This window comes from Halorussus lipolyticus (assembly GCF_029338375.1).
In the GTDB taxonomy this organism is placed as follows: domain Archaea; phylum Halobacteriota; class Halobacteria; order Halobacteriales; family Haladaptataceae; genus Halorussus; species Halorussus lipolyticus.
On the sequence record NZ_CP119804.1, the window covers coordinates 3,321,196 to 3,343,397 of the forward strand.

Annotated in this window: 27 protein-coding genes and 1 pseudogene; 14 read left to right on the plus strand and 14 right to left on the minus strand. The window is 65.4% G+C overall.

Translation table 11 applies throughout. From position 1 onward, the window contains the following. The first annotated feature begins 1 nt into the window (after window position 1). Complete coding sequence (locus tag P2T57_RS16685; RefSeq protein WP_276300354.1) at window positions 2–760, plus strand: PHP-associated domain-containing protein; 759 nt, start codon at window positions 2–4, stop codon at window positions 758–760. Here P2T57_RS16685 and P2T57_RS16690 read toward each other — a convergent pair. The 3 genes from P2T57_RS16690 to P2T57_RS16700 all read right to left on the minus strand — a co-directional run bounded on the left by P2T57_RS16690 (window position 757) and on the right by P2T57_RS16700 (window position 2,673). Next, window positions 757–1,239 (minus strand): metal-dependent hydrolase, encoded by a 483-nt coding sequence (locus tag P2T57_RS16690; protein ID WP_276300355.1) that lies wholly within the window; start codon window positions 1,237–1,239, stop codon window positions 757–759. The genes P2T57_RS16685 and P2T57_RS16690 overlap by 4 nt on opposite strands. A gap of 264 nt (window positions 1,240–1,503) precedes the next feature. Next, a complete protein-coding gene (locus tag P2T57_RS16695; protein ID WP_276302126.1) occupies window positions 1,504–2,019 on the minus strand; it encodes a CinA family protein in 516 nt (171 codons plus the stop codon). 297 nt (window positions 2,020–2,316) lie between these two features. Beyond that, complete coding sequence (locus P2T57_RS16700; RefSeq protein ID WP_276300356.1) at window positions 2,317–2,673, minus strand: nuclear transport factor 2 family protein; 357 nt, start codon at window positions 2,671–2,673, stop codon at window positions 2,317–2,319. 95 nt (window positions 2,674–2,768) lie between these two features. Here P2T57_RS16700 and P2T57_RS16705 point away from each other — a divergent pair, with 95 nt between their 5' ends. The 8 genes from P2T57_RS16705 to P2T57_RS16740 all read left to right on the plus strand — a co-directional run bounded on the left by P2T57_RS16705 (window position 2,769) and on the right by P2T57_RS16740 (window position 9,946). Then, window positions 2,769–3,869, plus strand: a complete 1,101-nt coding sequence (locus P2T57_RS16705) for a pyridoxal phosphate-dependent aminotransferase (protein WP_276300357.1) — start codon at window positions 2,769–2,771, stop codon at window positions 3,867–3,869. Between the two features lie 482 nt (window positions 3,870–4,351). Next, a complete protein-coding gene (locus tag P2T57_RS16710; protein WP_276300358.1) occupies window positions 4,352–4,831 on the plus strand; it encodes a DUF7109 family protein in 480 nt (159 codons plus the stop codon). A 147-nt stretch (window positions 4,832–4,978) separates the two neighbouring features. Beyond that, complete coding sequence (locus P2T57_RS16715; RefSeq protein WP_276300359.1) at window positions 4,979–5,584, plus strand: NUDIX hydrolase; 606 nt, start codon at window positions 4,979–4,981, stop codon at window positions 5,582–5,584. A 531-nt stretch (window positions 5,585–6,115) separates the two neighbouring features. Continuing rightward, window positions 6,116–6,898 (plus strand): DUF7388 family protein, encoded by a 783-nt coding sequence (locus P2T57_RS16720; protein WP_276300360.1) that lies wholly within the window; start codon window positions 6,116–6,118, stop codon window positions 6,896–6,898. A gap of 69 nt (window positions 6,899–6,967) precedes the next feature. Further along, the gene (locus P2T57_RS16725) at window positions 6,968–7,687 is read left to right on the plus strand and encodes a fumarylacetoacetate hydrolase family protein (RefSeq protein WP_276300361.1); all 720 of its coding nucleotides are present in this window, start codon (window positions 6,968–6,970) and stop codon (window positions 7,685–7,687) included. Between the two features lie 72 nt (window positions 7,688–7,759). Next, complete coding sequence (locus P2T57_RS16730; RefSeq protein ID WP_276300362.1) at window positions 7,760–8,530, plus strand: creatininase family protein; 771 nt, start codon at window positions 7,760–7,762, stop codon at window positions 8,528–8,530. Next, window positions 8,531–9,661, plus strand: a complete 1,131-nt coding sequence (locus P2T57_RS16735) for an NAD(P)/FAD-dependent oxidoreductase (protein ID WP_276300363.1) — start codon at window positions 8,531–8,533, stop codon at window positions 9,659–9,661. A gap of 93 nt (window positions 9,662–9,754) precedes the next feature. Beyond that, the gene (locus P2T57_RS16740) at window positions 9,755–9,946 is read left to right on the plus strand and encodes a hypothetical protein (RefSeq protein ID WP_276300364.1); all 192 of its coding nucleotides are present in this window, start codon (window positions 9,755–9,757) and stop codon (window positions 9,944–9,946) included. Window positions 9,947–9,966: 20 nt separating this feature from the next. Here the strand turns inward: P2T57_RS16740 and P2T57_RS16745 are convergent. The 3 genes and pseudogenes from P2T57_RS16745 to P2T57_RS16755 form a co-directional block, all read right to left on the minus strand. Next, window positions 9,967–10,356 (minus strand): annotated as a pseudogene (locus P2T57_RS16745) (Hsp20 family protein); the annotation flags it as partial. Continuing rightward, a complete protein-coding gene (locus tag P2T57_RS16750; protein WP_276300365.1) occupies window positions 10,353–10,511 on the minus strand; it encodes a DUF7559 family protein in 159 nt (52 codons plus the stop codon). The pseudogene P2T57_RS16745 and the gene P2T57_RS16750, both read right to left, overlap by 4 nt. 213 nt (window positions 10,512–10,724) lie before the next feature. Continuing rightward, the gene (locus P2T57_RS16755; protein ID WP_276300366.1) at window positions 10,725–12,185 is read right to left on the minus strand and encodes a hypothetical protein; all 1,461 of its coding nucleotides are present in this window, start codon (window positions 12,183–12,185) and stop codon (window positions 10,725–10,727) included. Between the two features lie 149 nt (window positions 12,186–12,334). Here P2T57_RS16755 and P2T57_RS16760 point away from each other — a divergent pair, with 149 nt between their 5' ends. After that, window positions 12,335–14,059 (plus strand): radical SAM protein, encoded by a 1,725-nt coding sequence (locus P2T57_RS16760; RefSeq protein ID WP_276300367.1) that lies wholly within the window; start codon window positions 12,335–12,337, stop codon window positions 14,057–14,059. A 72-nt stretch (window positions 14,060–14,131) separates the two neighbouring features. Here P2T57_RS16760 and P2T57_RS16765 read toward each other — a convergent pair whose 3' ends face one another. The 4 genes from P2T57_RS16765 to P2T57_RS16780 all read right to left on the minus strand — a co-directional run bounded on the left by P2T57_RS16765 (window position 14,132) and on the right by P2T57_RS16780 (window position 16,763). Next, window positions 14,132–14,545 (minus strand): TRAM domain-containing protein, encoded by a 414-nt coding sequence (locus P2T57_RS16765; protein WP_276300368.1) that lies wholly within the window; start codon window positions 14,543–14,545, stop codon window positions 14,132–14,134. A 347-nt stretch (window positions 14,546–14,892) separates the two neighbouring features. Beyond that, a complete protein-coding gene (locus tag P2T57_RS16770; protein ID WP_276300369.1) occupies window positions 14,893–15,597 on the minus strand; it encodes a YkgJ family cysteine cluster protein in 705 nt (234 codons plus the stop codon). A gap of 77 nt (window positions 15,598–15,674) precedes the next feature. Continuing rightward, window positions 15,675–16,439: an MBL fold metallo-hydrolase gene (locus P2T57_RS16775; protein WP_276300370.1), complete on the minus strand. Its 765-nt coding sequence runs from the start codon at window positions 16,437–16,439 to the stop codon at window positions 15,675–15,677. A 54-nt stretch (window positions 16,440–16,493) separates the two neighbouring features. Further along, window positions 16,494–16,763: a MarR family transcriptional regulator gene (locus P2T57_RS16780; RefSeq protein ID WP_276300371.1), complete on the minus strand. Its 270-nt coding sequence runs from the start codon at window positions 16,761–16,763 to the stop codon at window positions 16,494–16,496. Window positions 16,764–16,914: 151 nt separating this feature from the next. On the opposite strand from P2T57_RS16780, the gene P2T57_RS16785 reads away from it, so the two are divergent. Next, window positions 16,915–17,319, plus strand: a complete 405-nt coding sequence (locus tag P2T57_RS16785) for a PPOX class F420-dependent oxidoreductase (protein WP_276300372.1) — start codon at window positions 16,915–16,917, stop codon at window positions 17,317–17,319. A gap of 27 nt (window positions 17,320–17,346) precedes the next feature. Here the strand turns inward: P2T57_RS16785 and P2T57_RS16790 are convergent, their stop codons facing one another. Then, the gene (locus P2T57_RS16790) at window positions 17,347–17,508 is read right to left on the minus strand and encodes a hypothetical protein (protein WP_276300373.1); all 162 of its coding nucleotides are present in this window, start codon (window positions 17,506–17,508) and stop codon (window positions 17,347–17,349) included. A 118-nt stretch (window positions 17,509–17,626) separates the two neighbouring features. Here P2T57_RS16790 and P2T57_RS16795 point away from each other — a divergent pair, with 118 nt between their 5' ends. Beyond that, window positions 17,627–18,334, plus strand: coding sequence for a class I SAM-dependent methyltransferase (locus tag P2T57_RS16795; RefSeq protein WP_276300374.1), 708 nt, complete (start codon window positions 17,627–17,629; stop codon window positions 18,332–18,334). Between the two features lie 74 nt (window positions 18,335–18,408). Further along, window positions 18,409–19,362: a glycosyltransferase family 2 protein gene (locus P2T57_RS16800; protein ID WP_276300375.1), complete on the plus strand. Its 954-nt coding sequence runs from the start codon at window positions 18,409–18,411 to the stop codon at window positions 19,360–19,362. Here P2T57_RS16800 and P2T57_RS16805 read toward each other — a convergent pair whose 3' ends face one another. Further along, window positions 19,363–20,043 carry a helix-turn-helix domain-containing protein gene (locus P2T57_RS16805; RefSeq protein WP_276300376.1) on the minus strand — a complete coding sequence of 227 codons (681 nt, stop codon included), beginning with the start codon at window positions 20,041–20,043 and terminating at the stop codon, window positions 19,363–19,365. Between the two features lie 147 nt (window positions 20,044–20,190). Here P2T57_RS16805 and P2T57_RS16810 point away from each other — a divergent pair, with 147 nt between their 5' ends. Next, complete coding sequence (locus tag P2T57_RS16810) at window positions 20,191–20,583, plus strand: DUF7344 domain-containing protein (RefSeq protein ID WP_276300377.1); 393 nt, start codon at window positions 20,191–20,193, stop codon at window positions 20,581–20,583. On the opposite strand, the gene P2T57_RS16815 is transcribed toward P2T57_RS16810, so the two are convergent. Beyond that, the gene (locus tag P2T57_RS16815) at window positions 20,580–20,984 is read right to left on the minus strand and encodes a DUF7344 domain-containing protein (protein WP_276300378.1); all 405 of its coding nucleotides are present in this window, start codon (window positions 20,982–20,984) and stop codon (window positions 20,580–20,582) included. The two genes, P2T57_RS16810 and P2T57_RS16815, sit on opposite strands and share 4 nt — an antisense overlap. 117 nt (window positions 20,985–21,101) lie before the next feature. Further along, window positions 21,102–21,926 carry an amidohydrolase family protein gene (locus P2T57_RS16820; protein WP_276300379.1) on the minus strand — a complete coding sequence of 275 codons (825 nt, stop codon included), beginning with the start codon at window positions 21,924–21,926 and terminating at the stop codon, window positions 21,102–21,104. Window positions 21,927–22,202: the final 276 nt, after the last annotated feature.

Consider the following 22,202-nt stretch of genomic DNA (forward strand, 5'->3'; position numbering starts at 1 on the left):
CGTGACAGGGGGCGAGTCGTTTCGCGTCGATTTCCACGTGAAGGTGTTGGACGAGCGAGTAGTGCAACGAGCAAAGGCCCGCGGGTTGGACGCAATCGTCTACGCACCCCACTTCACTCGACTCTCCGAGGTCCGCCAGCAGGCCGACCGATTCTCCGACGACGACCTGTTGGTGATTCCCGGCCGAGAGGTGTTCACGGGCGACTGGTCGAACCGCAGGCACGTCCTCGCGTTCGGCCTCGACGACCCGGTGCCCGACTTCATCACCCTCGCCGACGCGCTGGCCGAGTTCGACCGGCAGGACGCCGCGGTCCTCGCGCCGCATCCGGAGTTCCTCAACGTCAGTTTCGACGCCGAGGACTTGTCGGCCCACCGCGACCGAATCGACGCCGTGGAGGCCTACAACCCGAAACACTGGGCGCACCACAATCGACGCGCTCGGGAACTGGCGACCGAGTTCGACCTGCCGACGTTCACCTCGTCGTACGCCCACCTCCGGGGGTCGGTCGGCGAGGCGTGGACCGAGTTCGAGGAGTCCTTCGACTCGGCGAGTGACCTCGTGTCGGCGCTGAAGGAGGGCGTCTCGCGCAGAATCGTCCACCGGTCGGGATGGGGCCACAAACTCCGGTGCGCCGCGGAGTTCGCGCATCTCGGGTGGGAGAACTCCTACGAGAAAATCGACCGCCTGTTTCTCTCGGGGACCGAACCGACCCACCCGAATCACATCGCCTACGACGACCGATTCGAGAGCGTCTACTAGAGCAGTCCCGTAATCGAGGCCGTGAGGTCCTGCACCGGGAGTTGGACGTGGACCACTGCGGCGATGAGCGCGACTTCGAGACCCGTGATGAGGACCGTCACGAGGGTGGCGCGCTCGCTCGAAACTGCAACGCCGACCGGGAGGTTGTACTCCTTCGTGTAGGGGTAGAACAGCGCGATGCCGCGCTTGCTCCCCACCACGTCCAGCACGTAGTGGGTCGCCACGCCAATCCAGACGTAGTGGAGGTTGTCGAAGAAGACGGGGTAGGCGTAGATAATCGCCAGCACGGGCAGGTTGTGGAGCGTCTTGCGGTGCTTGCCGAACGCGGTGTCCACGTCGGGGAACAGCGCGCCGAGGACCACCGGCACGGAAATCTCGGCGATGGCCCGGAAAGTGGGCACGTCGCCCGAGGGGTGCAAGACGTACCCCAGTCCGATACTCAGCAGAACCGCGTTCAGCACGTGTCCCTCCTTGTTCATGGCTTGGCCTCGGTCATATCGGACTCCTTACCCGGCGGCGACTCAAGGTTTTCCTTCCGATGTCTGACGCACGTCTTGCGCTTTCGGGATTCGGGTCAAGGAAGACCCGAGGGTCCTCCGACAGAGCGCGCTCGGTGTGCCAAACCACCGACAAAGGCCCGACCACCCAAACCACCGTACCCCGAAACAAGCAACAATTACAAGCTTCTAATAATCACAAATTTGCTTTTGGGAAATATTTTGATTGCTCTAACACTATCACCGCTATTCCGACTCTATCTCAGAAAGCACGTCCCGAAGCGCCTGCCGGGCGATTTGCTCTTTCACCATTCGCCGACTCCCGTCGAACTCGTAGCGAGAGACCGTCGCGTAGGACTCCTGCGTACCCCACTCGCCGGCGTATGCCACCCCGATGAACACCGTTCCGACCGGTTTCTCGTCGGTCCCGCCGGTCGGCCCCGCGATGCCGGTCGTCGCCACGCCCCAGTCGGTTCCGGCATCGTCGCGGACCCCGCGGGCCATCTGGCGCGCGACGGGTTCGCTGACCGCGCCGTGTTCGTCCAAGGCCTCGCGAGCGACGCCGAGTTCCTGCAGTTTGGCGTCGTAGGAGTAGGTCACGAGGCCCCGGTCGAAGTAGTCACTCGACCCCGACACGTCGGTCAGAAGCGACCCGACGAGACCGCCGGTGCAGGACTCGGCGACTGCGAGGGTCTGGTCGGCCTCGCGGAGTGGGTCTCCGATGCGCTCCTCGACTGGTGGCTCCTCGGCGAACTCGCGCATACTTGAGGTGTCGGGGCGGACGTGGATGAAGGTGCGGGTGTCGGTGGTAATTGGTCGGTTGGCGGACTGGCCGATGGAGTCCTCGAAACCGCCGGAGCGGACGAGACCGCAACATCCTCGAAAGCCCTCGCGCGGTTCGCGGTCACGTGAGGAGTGGCGGCGCTCCGCGCTGTGGCTGGCGAGCGGTGGAACCGCGAGCGAAGCGAACGTGATTTCGGAAGACACGGGTTGTCTTCCGGCGGTCGCCCCTTCAGTCCACCAAGGAATGACGATTGGTCCATTGGCGAAACCAGTCGCCTACACCTCGTCGCGGTCGGTGTAGGTCCATCGCTCGGTGATTTGGCCCTCGTCGTCGAAGCGGTGGAAGTCCGCGAAGCCGAAGGTGACCTCCTCGCCGTCCTGCACGCCGGAGAACTCGCCGCGGACCGCAACGGTATCCCCGTCCACGACGAGATTGTGGGCCTCGTGGCTCCCGTCTTCTAGCGGTCGGTCTTCGAGGTAGAACTCGCGGAACTCGTCCATTCCCGAGAGGTCAGACTGGCCGGGGCGCTCGTAGGTCACGTTGTCGGCGAATAGCGAGAAGACCGACTCGTGGTCCTCGGCGTCGATGTAGTCGTAGTAGTCTCGAACCGCGTCGGGGTCTGCGTTGGACATATCGATTCCGTGGCGTGTCTAGCAGTTGTACCTTTTGGGGGTCCCGCGACTCGGCGAGGGAAAGAAAAACCTACTCGGCGTGCGACTCTCCGCCCATGGAGTACGACACACCGCTGTTCTTCCACGTGATGCAGTACGCGGCCGACGCCGACCGAGACGTCGTGGACATGGTGAGCGGGAACCCCGACTGGGGGTCGCCCGACGCCATCAGCGAGGGCCTCCACGAGTACGCCGACCTCGGCGGGGCTGACTTCCAGTACCCGCCGAGCGAGGGCCTGCGAGAACTCCGCGAGGAGATAGCCGAACGCCGGAACGTCCACGAATCCCAAGTCGTCGTGACCAACGGCGGTGGCGAAGCGAATTACCTCGCCATGGCCAGAGCGTTGGAGCGCGAACGCGGGTCGGAGTTCGTCCTCACCGACCCCGTTTATCCCTACTACCCCGGCAAGACGACGATGCTCGGCGCGAGCGCGAACTACGTCGCCACCGAGGAGGATGGCACACTCGACCCGGCAAACGTCCGGGCGGCCGCCAGCGACGAGACTGCCGGCATCGTGGTCAACACGCCGAACAACCCCACCGGCGCGGTCTACGACGAGGAGACCATGCGCGAACTCGTGGCTATCGCCGAGGAGTACGACGCGCTCCTCGTCAGCGACGAGGTGTACGACCACTTCGACTTCTCCGGGGAGTTCACCTCGGCGCTCGCCTTCGACTCCGAGAACCGCGTCGTCACCAACTCCTACTCGAAGACGTTCGCCATCACGGGCTTTCGGGTCGGCTACGCCGTCTTCCCCGAGTCGCTGGTGGACGTGGCCAAGACCCGCCACATGCTGACCAACGTTGCCACTACTCGCCCCGGCCAGTACGCGGTCCTCCACGCACTCCGGAACACCGACCCCGCCTACTACGAGGCCAACCGCGAACTCCTGCGAGAGCGCGTCGAGACGTTCACTGACGCGCTGGATGCGGCCGGGGCAGACTACTCCTCGCCGGACGGTGCGTTCTACGTGCTGGCGCGCTTCCCCGAGTTCCCCGGCACGCTGGAGAACGTCGAGAAACTCATCGACGAGGCCGGTGTCGCGGGCATGCCCGGCGAGGCGTTCGGCGAGTCGCGCGACGAATGGCTCCGGTTCGCGCTGGTCTCACCCCGCGTCGAGGAGGCCGCCGAGCGACTGGCAGAGTACTTCGCATAGCTATCGGATTGGCACAGCCGTTTCCGGGTAGTCGGACTGGCGGTTACGAGGTACGGGCGGCTCTGCCGCCATTAGCGAGGCAGTGGAACCGCCGAGCGACAGTGCTGACTGACTCGCCAGCTATCTGCCCGCAACCGCACGGAGCGTCCGGGGCGGATTCGTCACGGTTTCGTACTTCAATCTTCGTCCGAGCAGTCGGCTTTCAGCGTGAAACTCCCCACTCACACTGCACTCGCCACACGCACAGTTCTGCGCGAGCGCGGCGAAGCGAGCGGAGAGCCACTGCGATGGGTCGGCGTTCAGATACGCGCCACTCGCTACCTGCTTCGCTCGGTGAATCAAAACAACCCCTTGGTGGACTGAAAGGGCGAACCGCGCGAGGGCTTTTGAAACCACAACCTCAGTTTCACCTGCTAATCTGAGCACTACCCTGCGATGGTTCCCGAACAACTAAGCCCCCGCGAGAACCCCTCCCGACACGAATGAGCGACACCAAGGACGAACTCGCCGGGGTGGTGGACCTGTTCGGCGGTCTCACCCCCGAGGAGCTACAGCAGGCGCTGGTCGAACTCGCGTTCAAGCAGGGCAAGGAGGTCGAACGCGAGGCCTTCGCGACCGAAATCGAGGCCGCGGTCGAGGACTACTACCTCGCGGAAGCCGACTGGGACGGTGGCGACGGCGAAACCGCGACGCTCCTCGTGTCCGGCCCGGCGGCTTTCCCCACGGTGCCGGAGAACGGCGAGGACCTGCCCCACATCCTCGACGTGCCCGACCGGGAGTTAGACCGCGAGGGCCTCGGAGAGTCGGTCGCCGAGCGTCTCCACGACGAGGCCCGAACAATCGCGGCGGCAGGAGATGCAGAGCGCGCTCAGGAACTGCTGGACGTGAGCTACGACCTCGAAGCGTGGGCACCGGTCGAGGCTGACCACGTGCGCGAGACGCTGGACCGGGCCTTCGAGTAGGTCGAGAGACTGTCTATCGACTGTTTCGACCGCGAACCGCGCGAGGGCTTTCGAGAACGTTGCAGTTTCGTCTACTCCTGGGCCTTCGAGGGAGTCTCCGTAACCCGAGGACGGACGAATTAAGACGCCGGGGTACGAGGATGGCGTATGGAGTTGGGTCGCGTGGCCGAACACGTCCCGCGGGAAATCGCCGACGAGGAGCACGATGCGGCGGTGCTGGCCGCCGTGGTGGAGCGCGAGGACGACCGCTACCTCCTGTTCACCAAGCGTGCCGACCACCTCGGCGAACACGCCGGCCAGATGAGCTTTCCGGGCGGCGGCCGCGAACCGAGCGACGAGGACCTCCGGGCCACCGCGCTCCGTGAGGCCGAGGAGGAAATCGGCCTTCGCCCGGACGAGGCCGACGTGGTGGGTCGCTTAGACGACATCAGGACCACCAGTCGCTACTCGGTCACCCCCTACGTCGCCCGAGTTCCGGACCGCGAGTACGTCCCGGACGAGCGCGAGGTCGCAGAAATCGCGGTCCTGCCGGTCGGCGACTTTCTGGACCCGGCCAACTACGAGAACGAGCGCCGGGAGCATCCCCAGTACGGCGAGGCGGTCGTCCACTTCTTCCACGTCGGCGGCTACACGGTCTGGGGCGCGACGGCCCGGATTCTGGTGCAGTTGCTGGAACTGACGACCGACTGGCGCGCGCCGGAGAAAATCGACAGGGTGCTGGATCCCGATGCCGACGTTCGGCAAGGAAATTGAGTTCTAGGGAAATAATATCCTATATTTAGGGTTTGTATTTGTTTCTTAGAACTGTCTTTTCTCTCCCGAGACTTTCGGGAGCGGACGGTGCGTCAGAGCTAGCTTCAGGCTTGCGCAAAGTCGTCTGCCGCACAGCACTGCACCCGCACCGCTCCGCACTGCGACTGCGGCCCACACCCTCCCCAACCGATTGCGGTCTCTGCGAACCACGTTCGCAGATCAGCGAGACGCGGCGCGTCTCGCCAGCCTCGGGGTTCGCGTTCGCTCACACCCTGTGGTCCTCATCCCTCACGCGATTCGGCGCGGCATAAACGCCGCGCCAGCGCGCGCCGGAGGACTAGATTTTCCGAGCGCGACCCGAGAGTCGAGTCAGTTGGTCGAGTCGGTAAGAATCGTCCGCGCCGATACCCTTTTGAACCTCCCGAGGGAACAGGTGGCTACATGGTCGCACAGACGATGGATCGCGTTCCGCACGAGCAGTAGAACCGCACGACGACAACGACGAGCGACTGTTACTGGAGGTGTTCGCGCATGTTGACCACTGGCGAGACTCTCGCCGAGACAGGACTGGACGCCGCCGCGCTGAAACCCGCCGAGTGCGACGTGGCGCGAGCGGTCGAGTTGCCCTTCGACACAATCGCTATCGACTACGAGGGTGCCGAACACCTCCCCGACGAGGAGACCCTTGCCGACATCTCGCGCCGGAAGGACGTTCGCCTGACCACGCCCGTCAGGGCCGAGGGGTTCGACCCTCTCGGCGACGATACGCGCTACGACCGCATCCCCGAGGACGTCGGCCGGGTCGCAGTCGCGGGCCACTCGGCCTACCTCTCCGACGACGAGCGCCGGAAGGCGGTCGCGCCCCGACTCCGCGAGGCCGTCGAGCGCGCCCCCTCAGCGTGGGTCGGCACCGAGGGCGTCGAACGCCTCGCGCTGGCCACCGGCGCGACCCAGTTCGAACTCCTCTCCCGGTCCACCGAGCGCGACCTGACGGCGCTCCGGTCGGCCGGATTCGACGGCGAACTCGCAGTCTACGCGCCCACGGTCCTCACCGACGACGAGGACGAAATCCTCGACGCCGTGGGGGCCTACGCCGCCCGCCGCGGTCCCGTCGCCAGCGCGCTCCCCGACGGCGCTGAGACCGACCGGACAGCAACCGGGAGAGCGCGCGAGGTCCTCTCGGCGGCGACCCGCGACTACGCGCTGGTCGGCCAACCCGCAGAGGTCGGCGAGCAAGTCGCGGCGCTCGAAGACGCCGGGGCCGACCTCGTGGTGGGCTACCCCGCCCGCGGCATCGACGAGTTCGTCGGATAGGAGACCCGCATCGAACCCGCTCCGCGCCGAGTCGGTACCCCTTTCCCGCCGAGTTCCGAATCCCGAGACATGAAACTCGCGCGCTTGCTGACGCCGGACGGACCAGTCCGCGGCGAGTACGACGACGGCAGAATTGACGCCGACGATGGCGTCTACGAGGTCGGCAGAGATGGCAGACTCCTGCCGCCCGCCGACCCCTCGGCGCTGTACTGCGTCGGCCGGAACTACGCCGAGACGCTCGAACAGATGGAGTACGAACGCCCCGAGGAACCCGACTTCTTCATCAAACCTCCCGCATCGCTTCTGGGCCACGAGCGACCGATTCCCTACCCCGAGTTCACCGACGAACTCACCTACGCGGGGGAACTCGCCGCGGTCATCGACCGGCGGTGCCGGAACCTCTCGCCCGACGAGGCCGCCGACGCGATTCGGGGCTACACGGTGATGAACGACATGGACGCCCTCGACCAGCAGGGCCGGACCGCTCGGAAGGCCTTCGACTCCTCCGGTCCCCTCGGCCCGTGGGTCGAGACCGACGTTGACCCGACCGGCCTCGACATGTGGACCGACGTGGCGGGCGAGCGCCGCCAAGCGGCCAACACCGAACTGATGCTGTTCGACCCCTTCGAAATCGTCTCGTTCCTCTCGAAGCGATTCACGCTCGAATCGGGCGACGTAATCGCGTTCGGCAGTCCGGCGAATCCCGGACTGGTCGAACCCGGCGACGAAATCGAGATTACCTACGAGGGCGTCGGCACGCTCCGGAATCGGGTCGTCTCCTCGGAGTAGAACCCCGTCCGCCAACTCGTCTCCGTTTCCGGGGACCACATCTCTAAGTACCCGCTGGCCCTTCTCCCGGCCATGAGTCGCACGTATCTCCACGAACACACCACGACGACCGCTGGCGACGCCTTCGAGGAGGCCGAAGTCGCCGTCCTCCCGACCGGAAGCGTCGAACAGCACGGTCCGGCGCTCCCGCTTGGCACCGACCTCCTCGCGGCGCGGGCGGTCGCCGAGACCGTCGCCGACCACCCCGACGCGCTGGTCCTCCCGCCGGTGCCGGTCGGCGTGAGTTCCCACCACCGCCAGTTCGACGGGACGCTCTGGACGAATCCCGAGACCTTCGAGGACTACGTGGCCGACATTCTGGCCAGCGTGACCGAACACGGCGTCCGGAAGGCAGTCGTGGTCAATGGCCACGGCGGCAACTCAGACGCCCTCCGGCGCGCGGCCCGCACCCTTCGGAACGAGGAGGTCGCCTTCACTGCACCGTGGAACTGGTGGTCGAACTTGGACGCGCTCATCGAGGAGGAACTCGACACGTCGCTGGGCCACGCCGACGAGGTAGAGACCAGCATGATGCTGGCCGTCGCCGACGAGTGGGTCCGCGAGTCTGCCCTCGAAGACGCCGAGGACGGCGGCGCTGACTCGTGGGGTAAGTCGGTCCGGGGCGCATCCATCGGCTTCGACACCATCGACTTCTCCGAGAGCGGCGCGGTCGGCGAACCCACCGCAGGGTCCCGAGAGGTCGGCGAGAAACTGCTGGCCCACGCGGAGGACGACCTCTCCGCGCTGGTGGACTGGCTAGCCGAGCAAGCGATGGCGGACCTCTGGCCGCGGGAGCATCGATAGATGAAGGCCGCAATCATCGGCGGCGGTGCGGTCGGCGTCACGTCTGCCTACGACCTCGCCCGGCAGGGTGCCGAGGTGGTTCTCTACGAGAAGGACGAGATTGCCGGGGGAAGCACCGGGCGGGCCGCGGGAGTCCTCTACGACGCCTTCGCCGCACCGGAGGACGCCCGTGTCGGCGAGCGAGCAATCGGTCGCTTCCGGGAGTTCTCCGGCGAAGGCGATTTCGAGTTTCACGAGACGCCCTACGTCTGGTTCGCCCGCGAAGGCGACGAGAAGCGAGTAGAAGCCATCCGCGAGCAGGTGCCCCGGATGCAGGAGTCCGGGCGGGACGTGTCGTTCGCTGACGCCGACGAACTCCGCGAGCGATTCCCCGCGGTGAACTGGCGCGACGTGGCGGTCGCCGCAGTCGCCGAGAACGCCGGCCACACCGACCCCGCGAGTTACGCCGACCTGCTGGCCGAGAAGGCCCGCGAGGAGGGCGCGGAGATTCGGACCGACACCGAGGCCCGAATCGACGCCGACGCACTCGCCGTCGAGGAGACAGACGGCGAAAGCGAGTCCTTCGACGCGATTCTGGTCGCGGCCGGGGCGCACACCAAGCGCCTCCTCGCTATCGCCGGCATCCCGGTTCCCCTCAAGCCCTACCGAGTACAGGCGCTGACCGCGGGGTTCGGAGGGACGACTCGGAGCGAGGACCGGGCCGACCTGCCGATGGGTTACGACGCGACCGGTGGCTACTACTTCCGACCGCATTCCGAGGGCCTGCTGGCGGGCGACGGCACCGAGGAGGTAGAGAGCGACCCGGACGACTGGGCGCGGGAGGCCGACCGGGAGTTCCGAGAAATCACCCGCGACCGACTCGGCCATCGCCTCGGCGAGTTCGGTGCCACGCGAGAGGCGTGGGCCGGCCTCTGCGTGGCGACCCCCGACCGCGACCCCCTCTTGGGCGAACTGCGCGACGGCCTCTACGTCGCTGGCGGGTGGCAGGGCCACGGATTCATGCGTGCCCCGGCCCTCGGCGAGGCGTCTGCCGACGCGATGCTCGGCGAGAACCCCCTCCCGGAGTTCGACCCGACGCGGTTCGACGGCGACGAGGAGTTCGCCATCGTCGAGGGGATGACCGTCGAGTAGCGCCGGGTCGCCAGCGCGACGAGCGCGACGGCGCTAATTTCAGTTTGCCGGGCAGGAAAGGTTAAAATAGTATGCTTGCATTGAAGGATTCGTATGGCTGAAGACAGCGACTTCGACAGCGAACTGCGCGACTTACTGCTGACCGCGTTCGCCGAGGGGGAGACGGTTGCCGGAGAGCGAGCGGTGACGACGGTTCCCGACCAGTTACCCGACTGGCGAGTCACCATCGAGCGATGCGACGAGAAGGGTGCGACGAGCGCGAATCCGGTCGGCGAGTCGCCCTAAGCCTCGGCCGACTCGCGGGACTCGTCGGTCTGTTCTGCGTGCTTGGGCACTCGAACCCGGAGCGTGCCGTGTTCGGTCAACGTCGCGCTCGCGGCCTCGGCGTCAACCACCGCGTCGGCGGGCAGGTCTGCCCGGCCGTCGAGCGAGAGGCCGCGTCCGGGGAATAGCATCTCGAAGTCCTCGTAGAAGTCCCGGAAGCGGTCGATGCGGACGTGGACTGCGCCGTCGGCGTACCGGACCTGCACGTCGCTTCCGGTCGCACCGGGCGCGTCGAACACCACCAGATAGGCGTCGTCGCTCTCCAGCAGGTCCACCGGCAGGGGCTTGGACTCTTGGACCTTGCTGGCGGCCCGGCCGATGCGCTGGAGGATGGCGCTTCCGACCGACCGGCCGATGTCGCCTATCGTCATAGTTCTATCTCTCGCAGGCAGTCGGTTCCAGCGCAGTAGGGGCATTGGAAGTCCGAGACCCCCACGTCGTCGGGCATGTCGTAGGTGTAGTGCATCTCGAACATATCCAACTCGCACTCGTCGTTCGTACACTTCACTTCGAGCGTCGCGGGCATGGTCGAATCTAACGCGCGAGTGACTATAAACGGGAGGGCTTCGGCGATTCTCCGGCCCGAAGTCGCGGAGCGATTCGTCCGGCGCGCGCCGTCGCCGTCCGAGTCTCGAACCCGTCAGCGCCAGCGGTAGGGGAAATATATCTCTGTGTTAAAAATATACTTACTTACTTTTAACAAATACAGATATTTCCAAACTTCGAAGCGAGAGGCGAGTCAGTCACCTTTCCCACGGCCCTTGTCGTTGCCGCGACCCTTTCCTCGGCCCTTGCCGCGGCCGTTTCCACGCCCTCGGCCGCGACCCTCCCCGCGATTCTTCCCGTTTCCGTGACCGCGACCGGGGTGGTCTTCGTCGTCTCCCGACTCCGCGTCGTCGTCTCCTTCGCGTTCGGGTTCCTCGTCGCCTCGCTCGTCTTCGCCGTCGTCCCCGTCTTCCGCTTCGTCTTCGTCGGCTTCCCCGTTTCCGGCCTCGTCCCTGTCGGCTTCGTCCTCGCTCTCGTCGTCCTCGTCATTCTCGTTCCTCTCGCCACTCTCGTTCCTCTCGCCATTCTCGTCGTCCGCGTCGCTCTCGTCGTCCTCACCACGGTTCGGCGCGAGTCTGACCTCGGCCTCGCCGACGACTTCTCGGCCACTCTCGGTCTCCCCGGTCAGTCGAACCTCGTCGGTTTCCCAACCGATGCCCGTGGCGTCCATCCAGAAGAGGAGTTTCAAGTCTTCGCGCCCATCGTCGTCGGCGTCGGTCCGGATTCGCTTCCCCGGCTCTGCGTCGCCCGGCCCGAACGCGACCGTACCGGGAGCGAGCGCGGTGGCGTCGAACTCCTCGGACGACCGGACCACGACCGGCAGGCGGCCGTGGCTCCGGGGGTTGACCTTGCCGGGAAATATCTCCACGTCGGCTTCGAGCGGTTCGGACGGGCGTTTCTCGGACTCGTCATCTCGGGTGGTCTCCTCGGTTGTCTCGCGCCGGGTCGTGGTCGTCGATGTGGTCGTGCGCTCGCCGCACCCGCCGGGCCGAATCGTCACCGGTCGGTCCATCGCCAGCGAGATTCGCTCGGGGTCGGTCCGGTCGCCAGTCAGAAACTGCCAGTCGGTGAGTTCGCCCTCATAGTGGTCGTCGTAGAGCGCGGCCTGCCGGTTGAACGACGGGTCGATAGTGAGTGCGAAGTCCTCGCCGAGGAGACCGTAGACGCCGCCGTCGGACCGGGCCTCGGCCCACGTCCAATCGACGCGCCACCCGGTGTCGGTGCGCGCGAAGGTGTCGTAGTTGGTCGGCGCGTCGTAGTCGTCGTCGCCGACGAGCCACGAACCGCGGTCCGGGTTCGCCAGATTCAGGTCGAAGGTGACCGCGCCGCCGGGAGTTCCGTCCCGGAGTTTGTCGTGGACGACCACCAGACTCAGGCCCTCCGGACCGTCGTAGAGAAAGCAGATGCTCGTCTCGGCGCGCTGGAGGCCTCTCGTGCCGTAAGAGCTGTAGGTCGCCCCGGACGGGGAGGTGTTGGGCGTCCGGTAGTCGTAGAACGATTCGGCGGACTCCTCGCCCGAGAGCGGCGTCACCGGGATGCACTGGTCGCCCTGCTCAATGACGTACTCGGTGGCGTCCGTGGTGCGAGCGGCGGCGCGTCCGGCGACACCGACAGCGATGGTCGCCAGCAGGCCGCGTCGGCTAACGGGTACCATTCGTGGTTTCAGAAAGCGCCGCGTCGGGCTTTGTTATCGGGCGGCTATTCGGCCGCAGGTGTCTCCTATTCTGAAACGTCAGCGTTGGGATGGTTTCCACCGCTTCAGACATCCGCACGGTTTTATCCGTGGAACGGGTAGGAAGGTACATGACCGACCTCGCCCTCGACGTGACCCTCGTGGACGGGTACGTCGACGAACCGGCCCACTTCGGCGTGCCGCCGTACATCTCGACGTACCCCCGGTACACCGCCGGAGCCATCGTGGACGCGGGGGTCCCCAAGGAGAACGTAACCTACCACACAATCGACGAACTCCGCGACGACTCCCAGAAGTGGCGCGACGTGGAGGACGCCGACCTGTTCGTCTACCTCGGCGGGATGACCGTCCCCGGCAAGTACGTCGGCGGCACCCCGGCCGAACCCGACGAGGTGCGCAAGATGGCGTGGACCGCCGACGGTACCAGTCTGATGGGCGGCCCCGTCAAGTTCGGCGTCGGCGACGAGAACGCCGGCGCGACCGAAACCGAGCGCGACGACTTGGACTTCGACTTCGTGGCGAAGGGCGACGTGGAAGCCGCGGCCTACGACCTGCTCGAAAGCGGGTTGGAAGGGTTCAACAACCGGATACGGGACAACGAAGAAATCGACCGCTGGGCCGCCGACGGTGCCTTCGTCATCGAACAGCACCCCAACCACCCGGACTACCTCATCTGCGAGATGGAGACCAGCAGAGGGTGTCCCTACCGATGTTCGTTCTGCACCGAACCGCTGTACGGCAACCCCTCCTTCCGGCAACCCGAGTCGGTCGTCAGCGAGGTGGAAGTCCTCTACAATCGGGGCGCGCGCCACTTCCGACTCGGCCGACAGGCCGACATCCTCGCCTACGGCGGCGACGGCGAGAAGCCCAATCCGGAGGCCCTGCGCGATTTGTACGGTGGCATTCGAGAGGTTGCGCCCGACATCCAGACGCTCCACCTCGACAACATGAACCCCATCACGGTGGTCGAGTGGCCCGAACTGGCCCGCGAGGGCATCCGGGTCATCGCCGAACACAACACGCCGGGCGACACCGCCGCGTTCGGCCTCGAATCGGCCGACCCCCTCGTACAGGACGAGAACAACCTCAACGTCACCGCCGACGAATGCTTCGAGGCAGTCAAAATCGTCAACGAGGAGGCCGGGTGGCGACCGGGCGAGGACCCCGCGGACGCCCCGACCCACGGGAAATCCGCCGCGAATCGCCTGCCGAAGCTCTTGCCGGGAATCAACCTCCTCCACGGCCTGAAGGGCGAGCGCAGAGAGACCTTCGACCACAACAAGGAGTTCCTGAACCGGGTCTACGACGAGGGCCTGATGCTCCGGCGGGTCAACATCCGGCAGGTCATGGCCTTCGACGGCACCGAGATGAGCGACGTTGGCGCGGACATCGCCAACGACCACAAGAAACTGTTCAAGCAGTACAAATCGGAGGTCCGCGAGACCATCGACAACCCGATGCTCCAGCGCCTCGCACCGGCGGGGACGATTCTGCCGGACGTGCATCTGGAGTACCATCAGGACGGCAAGACCTTCGGTCGCCAGTTGGGCACCTACCCGCTCCTCGTGGGGATTCCGGGCGAGCGCGAACTCGGCCGGACCGTGGACGTGGCGGTGGTGGACCACGGCTACCGGTCGGTGACGGGCGTGCCCTATCCGCTCGACCTGAACAGCGCGACGATGGACGAACTCACCGCGATTCCGGGTCTGGGCAAACAGCGCGCCGGCAACGTCATCGTCAACCGACCCTACGAGTCGCCGACCGACCTCTCGGCCGACGTGGGCATTGACCTCGCCGAGTTCACGACCGCAGAGACGCCGGAAGGAGCGGACTAACGACTCAGAACTACTGTTTTCGTGCCGTAGCGGTCGCTGTGCGGCGTTGCTCGCAACAAAAGGGGAAGTCGGTTAGAAGTCCTCGTCGATGATTTCGCCGACCGCGAAGTTGGACTTGACTTCCGTGATTTCGACCTTCACGCGCTCGCCGATTTCGGCGTCGGGGACGATGATGACGTAGCCTCGCTCGACGCGAGCGATGCCGTCGCCCTGCTTGCCGATGTCCTCGACTTCGACGTAGCGGATTTCGCCCTCCTCGACGGGGGGCTGGGGTTCGGACGGTGCGCCACTGCTCGTGTTGTCCTCGGACTCCGTAGATTTGGTCGAAGAGTCCGAATCGTCGGAGATGAGCGCGACGCGGTAGGTTTCGCCGGGTTCGACCGACCCAGTCTCGATTTCTCGGCGCGGTACTTCGACGACGTAGCTGTCGTCTTCGATAGTCACATCAGCACTGAACAGACACAGGAGTTTGTCAGAGATCTCCAAGGCTATATGCCTCCATTAGAACCCAAGTGGTCAGTGCGTAAAGAATTTTACTCAACGACCTTCTCCTGCGGCCGCGCCACGAGAGGCGTGACCTTGCAAAAGGTCGGTTAAAATTCTGCGCTCGCTCCTCCTGCAAGAGAAATATGTTCAATTGCTTGAGAATCTAAAACATTGACTAAGAAAATGATTTCTGTTCTTCGGAGGAGTTCCAGACCCAACTCGATGACTCTCCCCTACCTGAGGTTTAAATACCGGCACGGGACCAACCGTTCGCGTGTCGCCTCACAAACTCAAAACTGGCCCGCTCGCGGTGATTGGGCTTGCGGTGGTCCTCCGCGGCGGCGTCCTCAGCCGTCGTACTCCGTACCGTCCGGGCGCTTCGCGCCCTCGGAGTCGTGGACCACCACGCCGTCGTCCGGGTCGGCGGGTTCGTACTCGTCGCGGACCGCGATGGCCTCCCGTAGTTCCCGCACCGCTCGCTCCTTGAGCGCCTCTGCGAGGTCCTCGGCGTCCTCACGAGAGATATCTCTGCCCAGTCCCTCGCACTCGTGAGCGCGGACCATTCCCTCCTCGTCTACCGCTTCACCCATCGGTTGGCTCGTTCCGCCGAGCGCGACGCTGAAGGGGTAGGTCTCGCAGATGAGCGGCCGGTCGCCGTGGACCGAGCAGGCTCCAGTGCCGTCGTCGGCCTCCTCGTAGAAGGCGCAATCGCCGCAGGCGTCGGTCTGGAGCGCCCACTCGAAGGTCTCGCCCGTTACGCTATCTCCCGCCCCGTCGAGGCCGTAGGGCATCGGCCGAGCCACGTCCCGCCAATCGTAGTCGGTGGCGTCTTGGAGGTCCCGCACCTCGTCGGGGAAGACCGTCGCCGTGTGGGGGTCGTCAGCCTCGGCATCTCGCGGCTCCGCCGCTCGATTCTCCGCGGAGCGAGGCTCCGCGCTCTTACAACAGGCTCCGCACCGGGTACACTCGAAGCCGATTTCCTCGATGGCGTCCGCGAGGTCGGCGGTGTCGAGTTGCCGGGCGTTTTCGAGTTCCGCTTCGAGGCTCTGCACACGCTTGGGTTGGTCTTAGCGGGCAAAAGGGTGTTTATCGGGAGTGAAGGGGGATTCGAATCCACCGAGCGCACCGGTCAGGCCGGATGCGTTCGGTCGCCGTCCCAACCGACCTTCCCCTCGGTGTCGAGTTTCCGGAGGTGCGCCACGGTCGTGCTTCGGGCCAGTTCTCGCACCCCCGAGAGGTCCTTGTCGTAGGCGGCGTCTACGATGGCGTCCAGTTCGGTCGCACCGCCGCGAACCGCGGCCAGAATCTTCTCCTCGCGGTCGAGGCGGTGGCGAATCAGGCGCTCGATTTGGTCGCGCGGATTCTCGATAGCGGGGCCGTGGCCGGGCCAGAGCCGGTCGGGGTTTCTGGCGTAGAGTCGCCGAAGCGAGGTCAGGTAGGCCCGCACGTCGCCCTCGTCCGCCCCGACGACGACGCTTCCCTCCGAGACCACGAGGTCGCCGGTCAGTATCCCGCCGTCCGTTTCGAGCGCAACGTGGTCGGGAGCGTGACCCGGCGTCTCCACGACGGTCGTACCGGCGATGTCGGTCCCTTCTCGGAAACTCCGGTCCGGTTCGATTCCCGTGGCGCGCTCGAATCGCTCCTCTCTGCCCGCCCGCGCCCAGACTGTCGCGTCACAGGCGTCGGCGTAGTGTTCGACAGCGCCGACGTGGTCGGGATGAGCGTGGGTCACCAGCACGTGTTCGACCGACGAGGACTCGACCACAGTGTCGAGTTTGTCGGTTCGACTCGCGGGGTCCACGAGGAGGGCCTCGTCGTCACCCAGTACGTAGGCGTTGGTCGCGCCGGTCGGTGCGAGCGTCTCGGTCGGGACCGAGACCTGCTGGACGTTCATGTCGGAAGCGTCGCGCGCCGACGAGAAAAGGGAGACGAAGCGACTCGGGAGTCGTCAGCGTTCGAGGAAGTAGACCTGCTTGCGGGCGTCCTGAAAGCTGTAGCGAGAGTCCACGAGGTCCTCGTCTTCGAGGCGGTTGAGGGCGTAGCGCACCGTGCGGTCCGGGAGGAGGGACTCCTCGGCGAGTTGGCCCTGCGACAGCGGGGCGTCGGTCTCCAGCACCTTCGCTACGAGTTTGGCGCTCGGGGGAAGTTCGCGTAAGCGGTCGCGAAAGTCGTCGGATAACTGCTCGGCGACGGGTGGCTCGTCCGTGGTCGTGCTCATGGGTATCCAACTCCGGAAAGCATAGGTAAATGTTGGCTATATGTGCGTCTGTACACTCTAAACACCTTAAGGAAATATTAATCACCCTTAAATTTCTTTCGTAGTTGCCGAGGCGGCAAAAATTACGGCGGTCGGGAACGTCGGGTGCGACATGGAGACGATACCCGACGAGTTCAACGACCTGTTCGAGCGCGAGACGTTCGCCAACTTCGCTACCCTGATGCCGGAGGGCACCCCGCAGGTTACGCCGGTCTGGATAGACAAAGACGACGAGGGCAACCTGCTGGTCAACACCGCCCGCGGTCGCCAGAAGGAGAAGAACGTCGAGCGCGACCCCAAGGTCGGCGTCTGCGTGATGGACCCCGACGACCCCTACCGGTACGTCTCGGTCCGCGGCGAAGTCGAGGAGGTCACCGAGGACGGCGCAATCGACCACATCGACAAACTCGCCCGACGCTACATGGGCGTCGAGGAGTATCCACACCACGGCGAGGAGGCCGGACCGCGAGTCATCATTCGGATTCGGCCCGACCGCGTGGTCACTAGCGGTAAGTAGCGCCCAGCGGGCCGGACGGCCGCGGTCTCACTGCGTTCGCCGGTCGGTCTTCGGGTTGTCGCCGTGGCGGTTGTACCGCCCGACGAGACACTCGCAGTCCGGACAGTGGACGACCACCGACCGTTCGAGTTCGTGGCGGACGAGGTCCTCGGCGTCGAGTTCCCGCCCGCATCCCTTGCACGTCGTCATAGTTCCCCGTGGGGGTACGACCCGACCCGCAAAGAGGTTAGTCCCCGGAAAGCGGTCAGTCCCGAAACTGTTCCAATACCGTTTTAGTCCCCCGGCGGACTATAAGCAGACGAGAAGCGTGAAAGGAGCGGAGTGGTACCAGACTGACGAGGTCGCCGAGGAGTACGAGGAGAAGCGATTTTCGCGCGGCGGACGACTCATCGACCGCCGGGAGAAGCAGGCCGTCCTCGACGCCATCGGCCCGCTACAGGACAAGAAAGTCCTCGAAATAGCCTGCGGTACCGGTCGGTTCACCGTCATGCTGGCCGAGCGCGGTGCCGACATCGTGGGTCTCGACATTTCGTCTGCGATGCTCCAGCAGGGCCGCCAGAAAGCCCGAGACGCCGGAGTCTCCGACCATCTGGAGTTCATGCGGGGGGACGCCGGGCGACTTCCCTTCCCCGACGACCACTTCGATGTGGTCTTCGCCATGCGGTTCTTCCATCTGGCGGACACCCCGGCGACCTTCCTCTCGGAGATGCGCCGGGTCGCCAAGGAGCAGGTCGTCTTCGACACGTTCAACGCCAGAAGTACTCGGAGCGTCTACAACTGGTTGCTCCCGATGGGGTCGCACCTCTACTCGCGGGGCGACGTGGACAAACTGCTGAACGAGGCCGACCTCCGACTCGTGGACGAGGACCACGATTGGATTCTGCCTTACGGGTTCTACCGGAAGATTCCCGGCGCAATCGCCGGCCCGATTCGGGACTTCGACACCGCCATCGGCGACTCGCCGGTCGGCGACTACTTCGCGTCGGTCTCCTATTGGAACACCCGAGTCGAGTGAATCGACTCGCCGAATCGGCGAACTTCGACCAGAGGCCGAACCGTTTTTAAACCTTGGGCGGGAGATTCGGGGGTATGGAGCTATCCGTGGTGGTCCCGACGCTCAACGGGCGCGAGCGCCTCGCCGGGTGTCTCGACGCGCTGGCGTCTCACGCCCCCGAAGCCGAGGTGGTCGTCGTCAACGGCCCCTCGGCCGACGGGACCACCGGGATGGTCCGGAACCGCGACGACGTGGACATGTTGGTCGAGGTTTCGGACAGGAAACTCAACGTCGCGCGCAACGCCGGCCTCTCGGTCGCCAGCGGTGACGCCATCGCGCTCGTCGGACAGGACAAGAAAATCGAGGACTCGTGGCCCGAGGGCGTCCGGTCCGCGCTCGCCGACAGTGACATCGGCGCGGTCACCGGGCCGGTTCACCGGTCGGTCCGGGCCGGCGTGACCACCGAGGACGAGGAGTCCCGGACCATCGACGGCCGGGAAGTCACCTACTTCGACGGCGGCAACGTCGCGTTCACCCGCGAGACCATCGAGGCGATGGATGGGTTCGACGAGTACCTCGTCACCGGCGGCGCGCGGGACTGCGCCCACCGACTCGCCGCCAACGGCTACGAAGTCGAGTGGTCGTCGGACGTGAGCGTGTCTCACGACGAGGGCGAGGACGACGAGGAACGCGACTGGGGGTGGAAGTACCGCGCGCTGGCCTACCGACTCGTGAAGAATTACGGGCCGCGACCCGGCGTCTTCGGGCGGACCGCCCGAGACGCGGTGTCCGACGCAATCGGGTCCGGTATCGACGTGATTCAAGGCGACGGGACGCCCTCTGCGTGGATGGCCAGCGGGCGGTGCGTCGCGGTGAACACGGTCCGGGGCGCGAAAGACGGTTTCTGGGCGCGGGTCAAAGACCGGAGCGAGACCCGCAACCCGTGGGGCATCTCGGCCCGTGCCGACCGGGCAGTCGAACGCTACGACTGGCGCACCGATTCTGACGAGGCCGACGAGACCGAGCGGACCGAAGAACCCGAACAGTAGCTACTCACCGCGGTCGGTGTCACCGCCGTCAGGGGAGTCGCCCTCGTAAATCGTAGCCCGGACCAGCGTCTCGGTCGCGCGCCGAAGTCGCTCCGAGACCGCCTGCCGGGAGACGCCAAGCACCTCTGCGAGGTCTTCGAGTTCGGACTGGCGGGGGACCTCGAAATACCCCATCTCGGTCGCGGTCTGGAGCGTCTCGTGCTGGCGGTCGGTCAAGCCGAGCGTGTTCTCCGTCTCGCGTCCGGCATCGTACAACTGCCGGAGGTCGAACGTAAGGTCTCGGTCCTCGCAGAAATCGACGTACTCCCGGAGCGACTCCCGGTCGGGGAACCGAATCCGGACGCGCCACCCGTCGCCGACCCGCTCCGACGAGACGAACACGCCGCCGAGGTCGGCCCACGCGTGATAGGTCATCTGGTCGCTTCCCTCCGGAGTCAACTCGACTTGATAGAGTCGCTGGTCGTCCACTTCCGCCAGCACCGCCGCGTCCTCGACGGTCGGGTCGTCGGCCAAACCGTCCTCGAAGGCCTCGAAATCGCCGTCCACGGTCCAGAACGTGATTGCGAAGGGCTTGGTATCTCGGGAGGTCTGTTGCTCGAAGTTGATGGTCATCTCGGGGGCCTCCCGAATCGCGGTCCGCAGGACGGGCGTCTCCAGATAGAAGTCCGCGATGAGGGTCATACGACGAGTACGACGCCTGAGAGTTTAATCGGTTGGGTCCGCTTTCGATTCCGAACGGTCGTGAAACGGTTGCAACGGTCCCGGTCGTCGCTACGGAACGGGTGGGAACGAATCAATCGCTTAAGTGGCCCGTGGCGGTATCCGGAGATGATGTTAGATGAACACGTAGGGAGCGTCCGCGAGCGAATCGACCGCTCGTGCGACCTCCTCAGTAGTTCCTATCGTCGGCACGTTATCTACGCCCTCCAAGCGGACGGTCCGGCGAGCGTCGGCGAACTCGCAGACGCGGTGGTCTCGGCCGGAATCGCAGACGAGCACGAGCGGGCGATGGCGTCGCTCGTCCACAACCACCTCCCGAAACTCGCTGAATTCGACGTAGTGACCTACGACGGCCCGAACGACGAGGTATCGCTGGACGACGGCATCGCTGGCCTCGAACCGTTTCTGACGACCGCGGCCCGAGCGGAGACCGAGAGCGAACCCCGCGCGTTCGCCGAGGTGGCCTCGCCGGACAGTATCGCGCGGAACGCGCCCGACTAATCGTCTCGATTCCGGATGCGCTCGTGCCAGCGTTCGAGTCGCTCGCTCCCCCAGTATCGAACCTCCTCGTTGCGGGCGTCGTAATCCACGACGCCGGTGTCAACTAGTTTCGGCACGTGGACGTGATGGAGCATCGTCTGCACGCGGTCGGCACTCGGTGGGTCGGCGGCGCACTCGTCGGTCCGGGAGGCGAGATAGGTAGCGAGTTCGTCGATGGTCACTGTCCGGTCGTCTCCGTCTTGGAGATAGTCGATAACGACTCGCCGGTCGTGGTCGGCGAGGAGTTCGAGCGTCGTATCTATCGACAGCGAAACGTCACCGACTGGTCGTCGGTCACGCGCGCTATCGGTACAGTCGTCGCTGTCGTCGGATTGGTCGTCGTCTCCCCCATTCTCAGACATCCGCTTCCGCCCCGGCGTGTAAACCGTCGGCTCACACCTAAGAATTGTGCCCGACCCAGAGCGTCGCGCGTGAGACCGTCAGCGACTCGTCGGCGTCCGCCGACGGTCGCCAACCGCTCAGAAGTCTCCCGGAAGCGAATCGGCCAGCACCCGCCGGGCGTTCTTGTCGAAGACCTTCCGCATCGCGTCCTCGGGCACGTCGAGGGTCAGAATCTCCATCACCGCCACGTTGGGGTGGGAACTGGGCGCGCCGCTTCCGAACAGCACCCGGTCGGGGTGTTCCATGACCGCCCGCTCCAACAGGTCCCGATACCGGACGTAACTCGTGTCGAGGTAACACTCGTCGTGGCGCTCCAACAGGTCGATGGCGTCGGTCATCAACTCCCGGTTCAGCGGGTGGCCGCCGAAGTGGGCCAGAATGACGGGGAACGACCGCGCGAGGAGGTCGTCCTCGGCGGTCTTCGGCGAGAACCCCTCGCCGCCGTGGACCAAGACGGGGAGACCGACCTCCTCTAACTGGTCGAGTGTCTCCTCGTCGGGCAGGCCGTCTTTGGCGGGGTCGAGTTTGAAGCCGTGAAATCGGTCGTCGTAGGCGTACTGCTCTACGTCCTCGGGCGAAGTGTGGTGGTCCTGCCGTCGCGCGGTCAGGTTTCGAAGCCGCGACGAGGCCGTCTCGCCGGGATTTCGCGGGCCGTCGATGCGGGCGAACGCGAGGAAGGGCCTATCGACACTCCGGCGCGCGACGGCGTTGTTCGCGCTGACGTAGCTCCCGCCGTCTCGCGGTCCGGGGAACACGACCGACCGCACGACTCCCGCTTGGTGCATCTCTCGTTCCAATCTATCAGGACTGATAGCCCGCCCGCGGGTCTGGACGCCCCCGGCGTCGGCGTTGAGCCGTGCGTGTACGTCCACCACCCGGAAGCGATGCTCCAACTCCAGCATCGTGGGTGGCTTCGGAACTACCCTATTTCTTAGTGTCGGTTGCACTCGGCAGGAGTTGGATACGATGTGAGAGTAGCGATTACGACCTCGAAAGCCCTCGCGCGGTTCGCCCTTTCAGTCCGCCACGGACCGAACAAGGTCCGCCGGGCGAGACCGGTCGGTTGATTCACTATGCCGAACGATTTGGCGGACCGGTCTCGGATGTGTTCGGCTGACCAACTGCCAGCGAACGCCCGGACGAACAACCGGCAGGGTGCGCCCGGTCGAACTTCTCTC

Bases quoted from the DNA above. Each gene is read 5' to 3' on its own strand.
- P2T57_RS16800 (WP_276300375.1), top strand. From the start codon at position 18,409: ATGGAGCTATCCGTGGTGGTCCCGACGCTCAACGGGCGCGAGCGCCTC.
- P2T57_RS16805 (WP_276300376.1), bottom strand. From the start codon at position 20,043: ATGACCCTCATCGCGGACTTCTATCTGGAGACGCCCGTCCTGCGGACC.
- P2T57_RS16730 (WP_276300362.1), top strand. From the start codon at position 7,760: ATGAGTCGCACGTATCTCCACGAACACACCACGACGACCGCTGGCGAC.
- P2T57_RS16720 (WP_276300360.1), top strand. From the start codon at position 6,116: ATGTTGACCACTGGCGAGACTCTCGCCGAGACAGGACTGGACGCCGCC.
- P2T57_RS16780 (WP_276300371.1), bottom strand. From the start codon at position 16,763: ATGAGCACGACCACGGACGAGCCACCCGTCGCCGAGCAGTTATCCGAC.
- P2T57_RS16790 (WP_276300373.1), bottom strand. From the start codon at position 17,508: ATGACGACGTGCAAGGGATGCGGGCGGGAACTCGACGCCGAGGACCTC.
- P2T57_RS16815 (WP_276300378.1), bottom strand. From the start codon at position 20,984: ATGTCTGAGAATGGGGGAGACGACGACCAATCCGACGACAGCGACGAC.
- P2T57_RS16785 (WP_276300372.1), top strand. From the start codon at position 16,915: ATGGAGACGATACCCGACGAGTTCAACGACCTGTTCGAGCGCGAGACG.
- P2T57_RS16735 (WP_276300363.1), top strand. From the start codon at position 8,531: ATGAAGGCCGCAATCATCGGCGGCGGTGCGGTCGGCGTCACGTCTGCC.
- P2T57_RS16710 (WP_276300358.1), top strand. From the start codon at position 4,352: ATGAGCGACACCAAGGACGAACTCGCCGGGGTGGTGGACCTGTTCGGC.
- P2T57_RS16700 (WP_276300356.1), bottom strand. From the start codon at position 2,673: ATGTCCAACGCAGACCCCGACGCGGTTCGAGACTACTACGACTACATC.
- P2T57_RS16750 (WP_276300365.1), bottom strand. From the start codon at position 10,511: ATGCCCGCGACGCTCGAAGTGAAGTGTACGAACGACGAGTGCGAGTTG.
- P2T57_RS16715 (WP_276300359.1), top strand. From the start codon at position 4,979: ATGGAGTTGGGTCGCGTGGCCGAACACGTCCCGCGGGAAATCGCCGAC.
- P2T57_RS16810 (WP_276300377.1), top strand. From the start codon at position 20,191: ATGATGTTAGATGAACACGTAGGGAGCGTCCGCGAGCGAATCGACCGC.
- P2T57_RS16705 (WP_276300357.1), top strand. From the start codon at position 2,769: ATGGAGTACGACACACCGCTGTTCTTCCACGTGATGCAGTACGCGGCC.
- P2T57_RS16695 (WP_276302126.1), bottom strand. From the start codon at position 2,019: ATGCGCGAGTTCGCCGAGGAGCCACCAGTCGAGGAGCGCATCGGAGAC.
- P2T57_RS16755 (WP_276300366.1), bottom strand. From the start codon at position 12,185: ATGGTACCCGTTAGCCGACGCGGCCTGCTGGCGACCATCGCTGTCGGT.
- P2T57_RS16760 (WP_276300367.1), top strand. From the start codon at position 12,335: ATGACCGACCTCGCCCTCGACGTGACCCTCGTGGACGGGTACGTCGAC.
- P2T57_RS16820 (WP_276300379.1), bottom strand. From the start codon at position 21,926: ATGCTGGAGTTGGAGCATCGCTTCCGGGTGGTGGACGTACACGCACGG.
- P2T57_RS16690 (WP_276300355.1), bottom strand. From the start codon at position 1,239: ATGAACAAGGAGGGACACGTGCTGAACGCGGTTCTGCTGAGTATCGGA.
- P2T57_RS16725 (WP_276300361.1), top strand. From the start codon at position 6,968: ATGAAACTCGCGCGCTTGCTGACGCCGGACGGACCAGTCCGCGGCGAG.
- P2T57_RS16775 (WP_276300370.1), bottom strand. From the start codon at position 16,439: ATGAACGTCCAGCAGGTCTCGGTCCCGACCGAGACGCTCGCACCGACC.
- P2T57_RS16740 (WP_276300364.1), top strand. From the start codon at position 9,755: ATGGCTGAAGACAGCGACTTCGACAGCGAACTGCGCGACTTACTGCTG.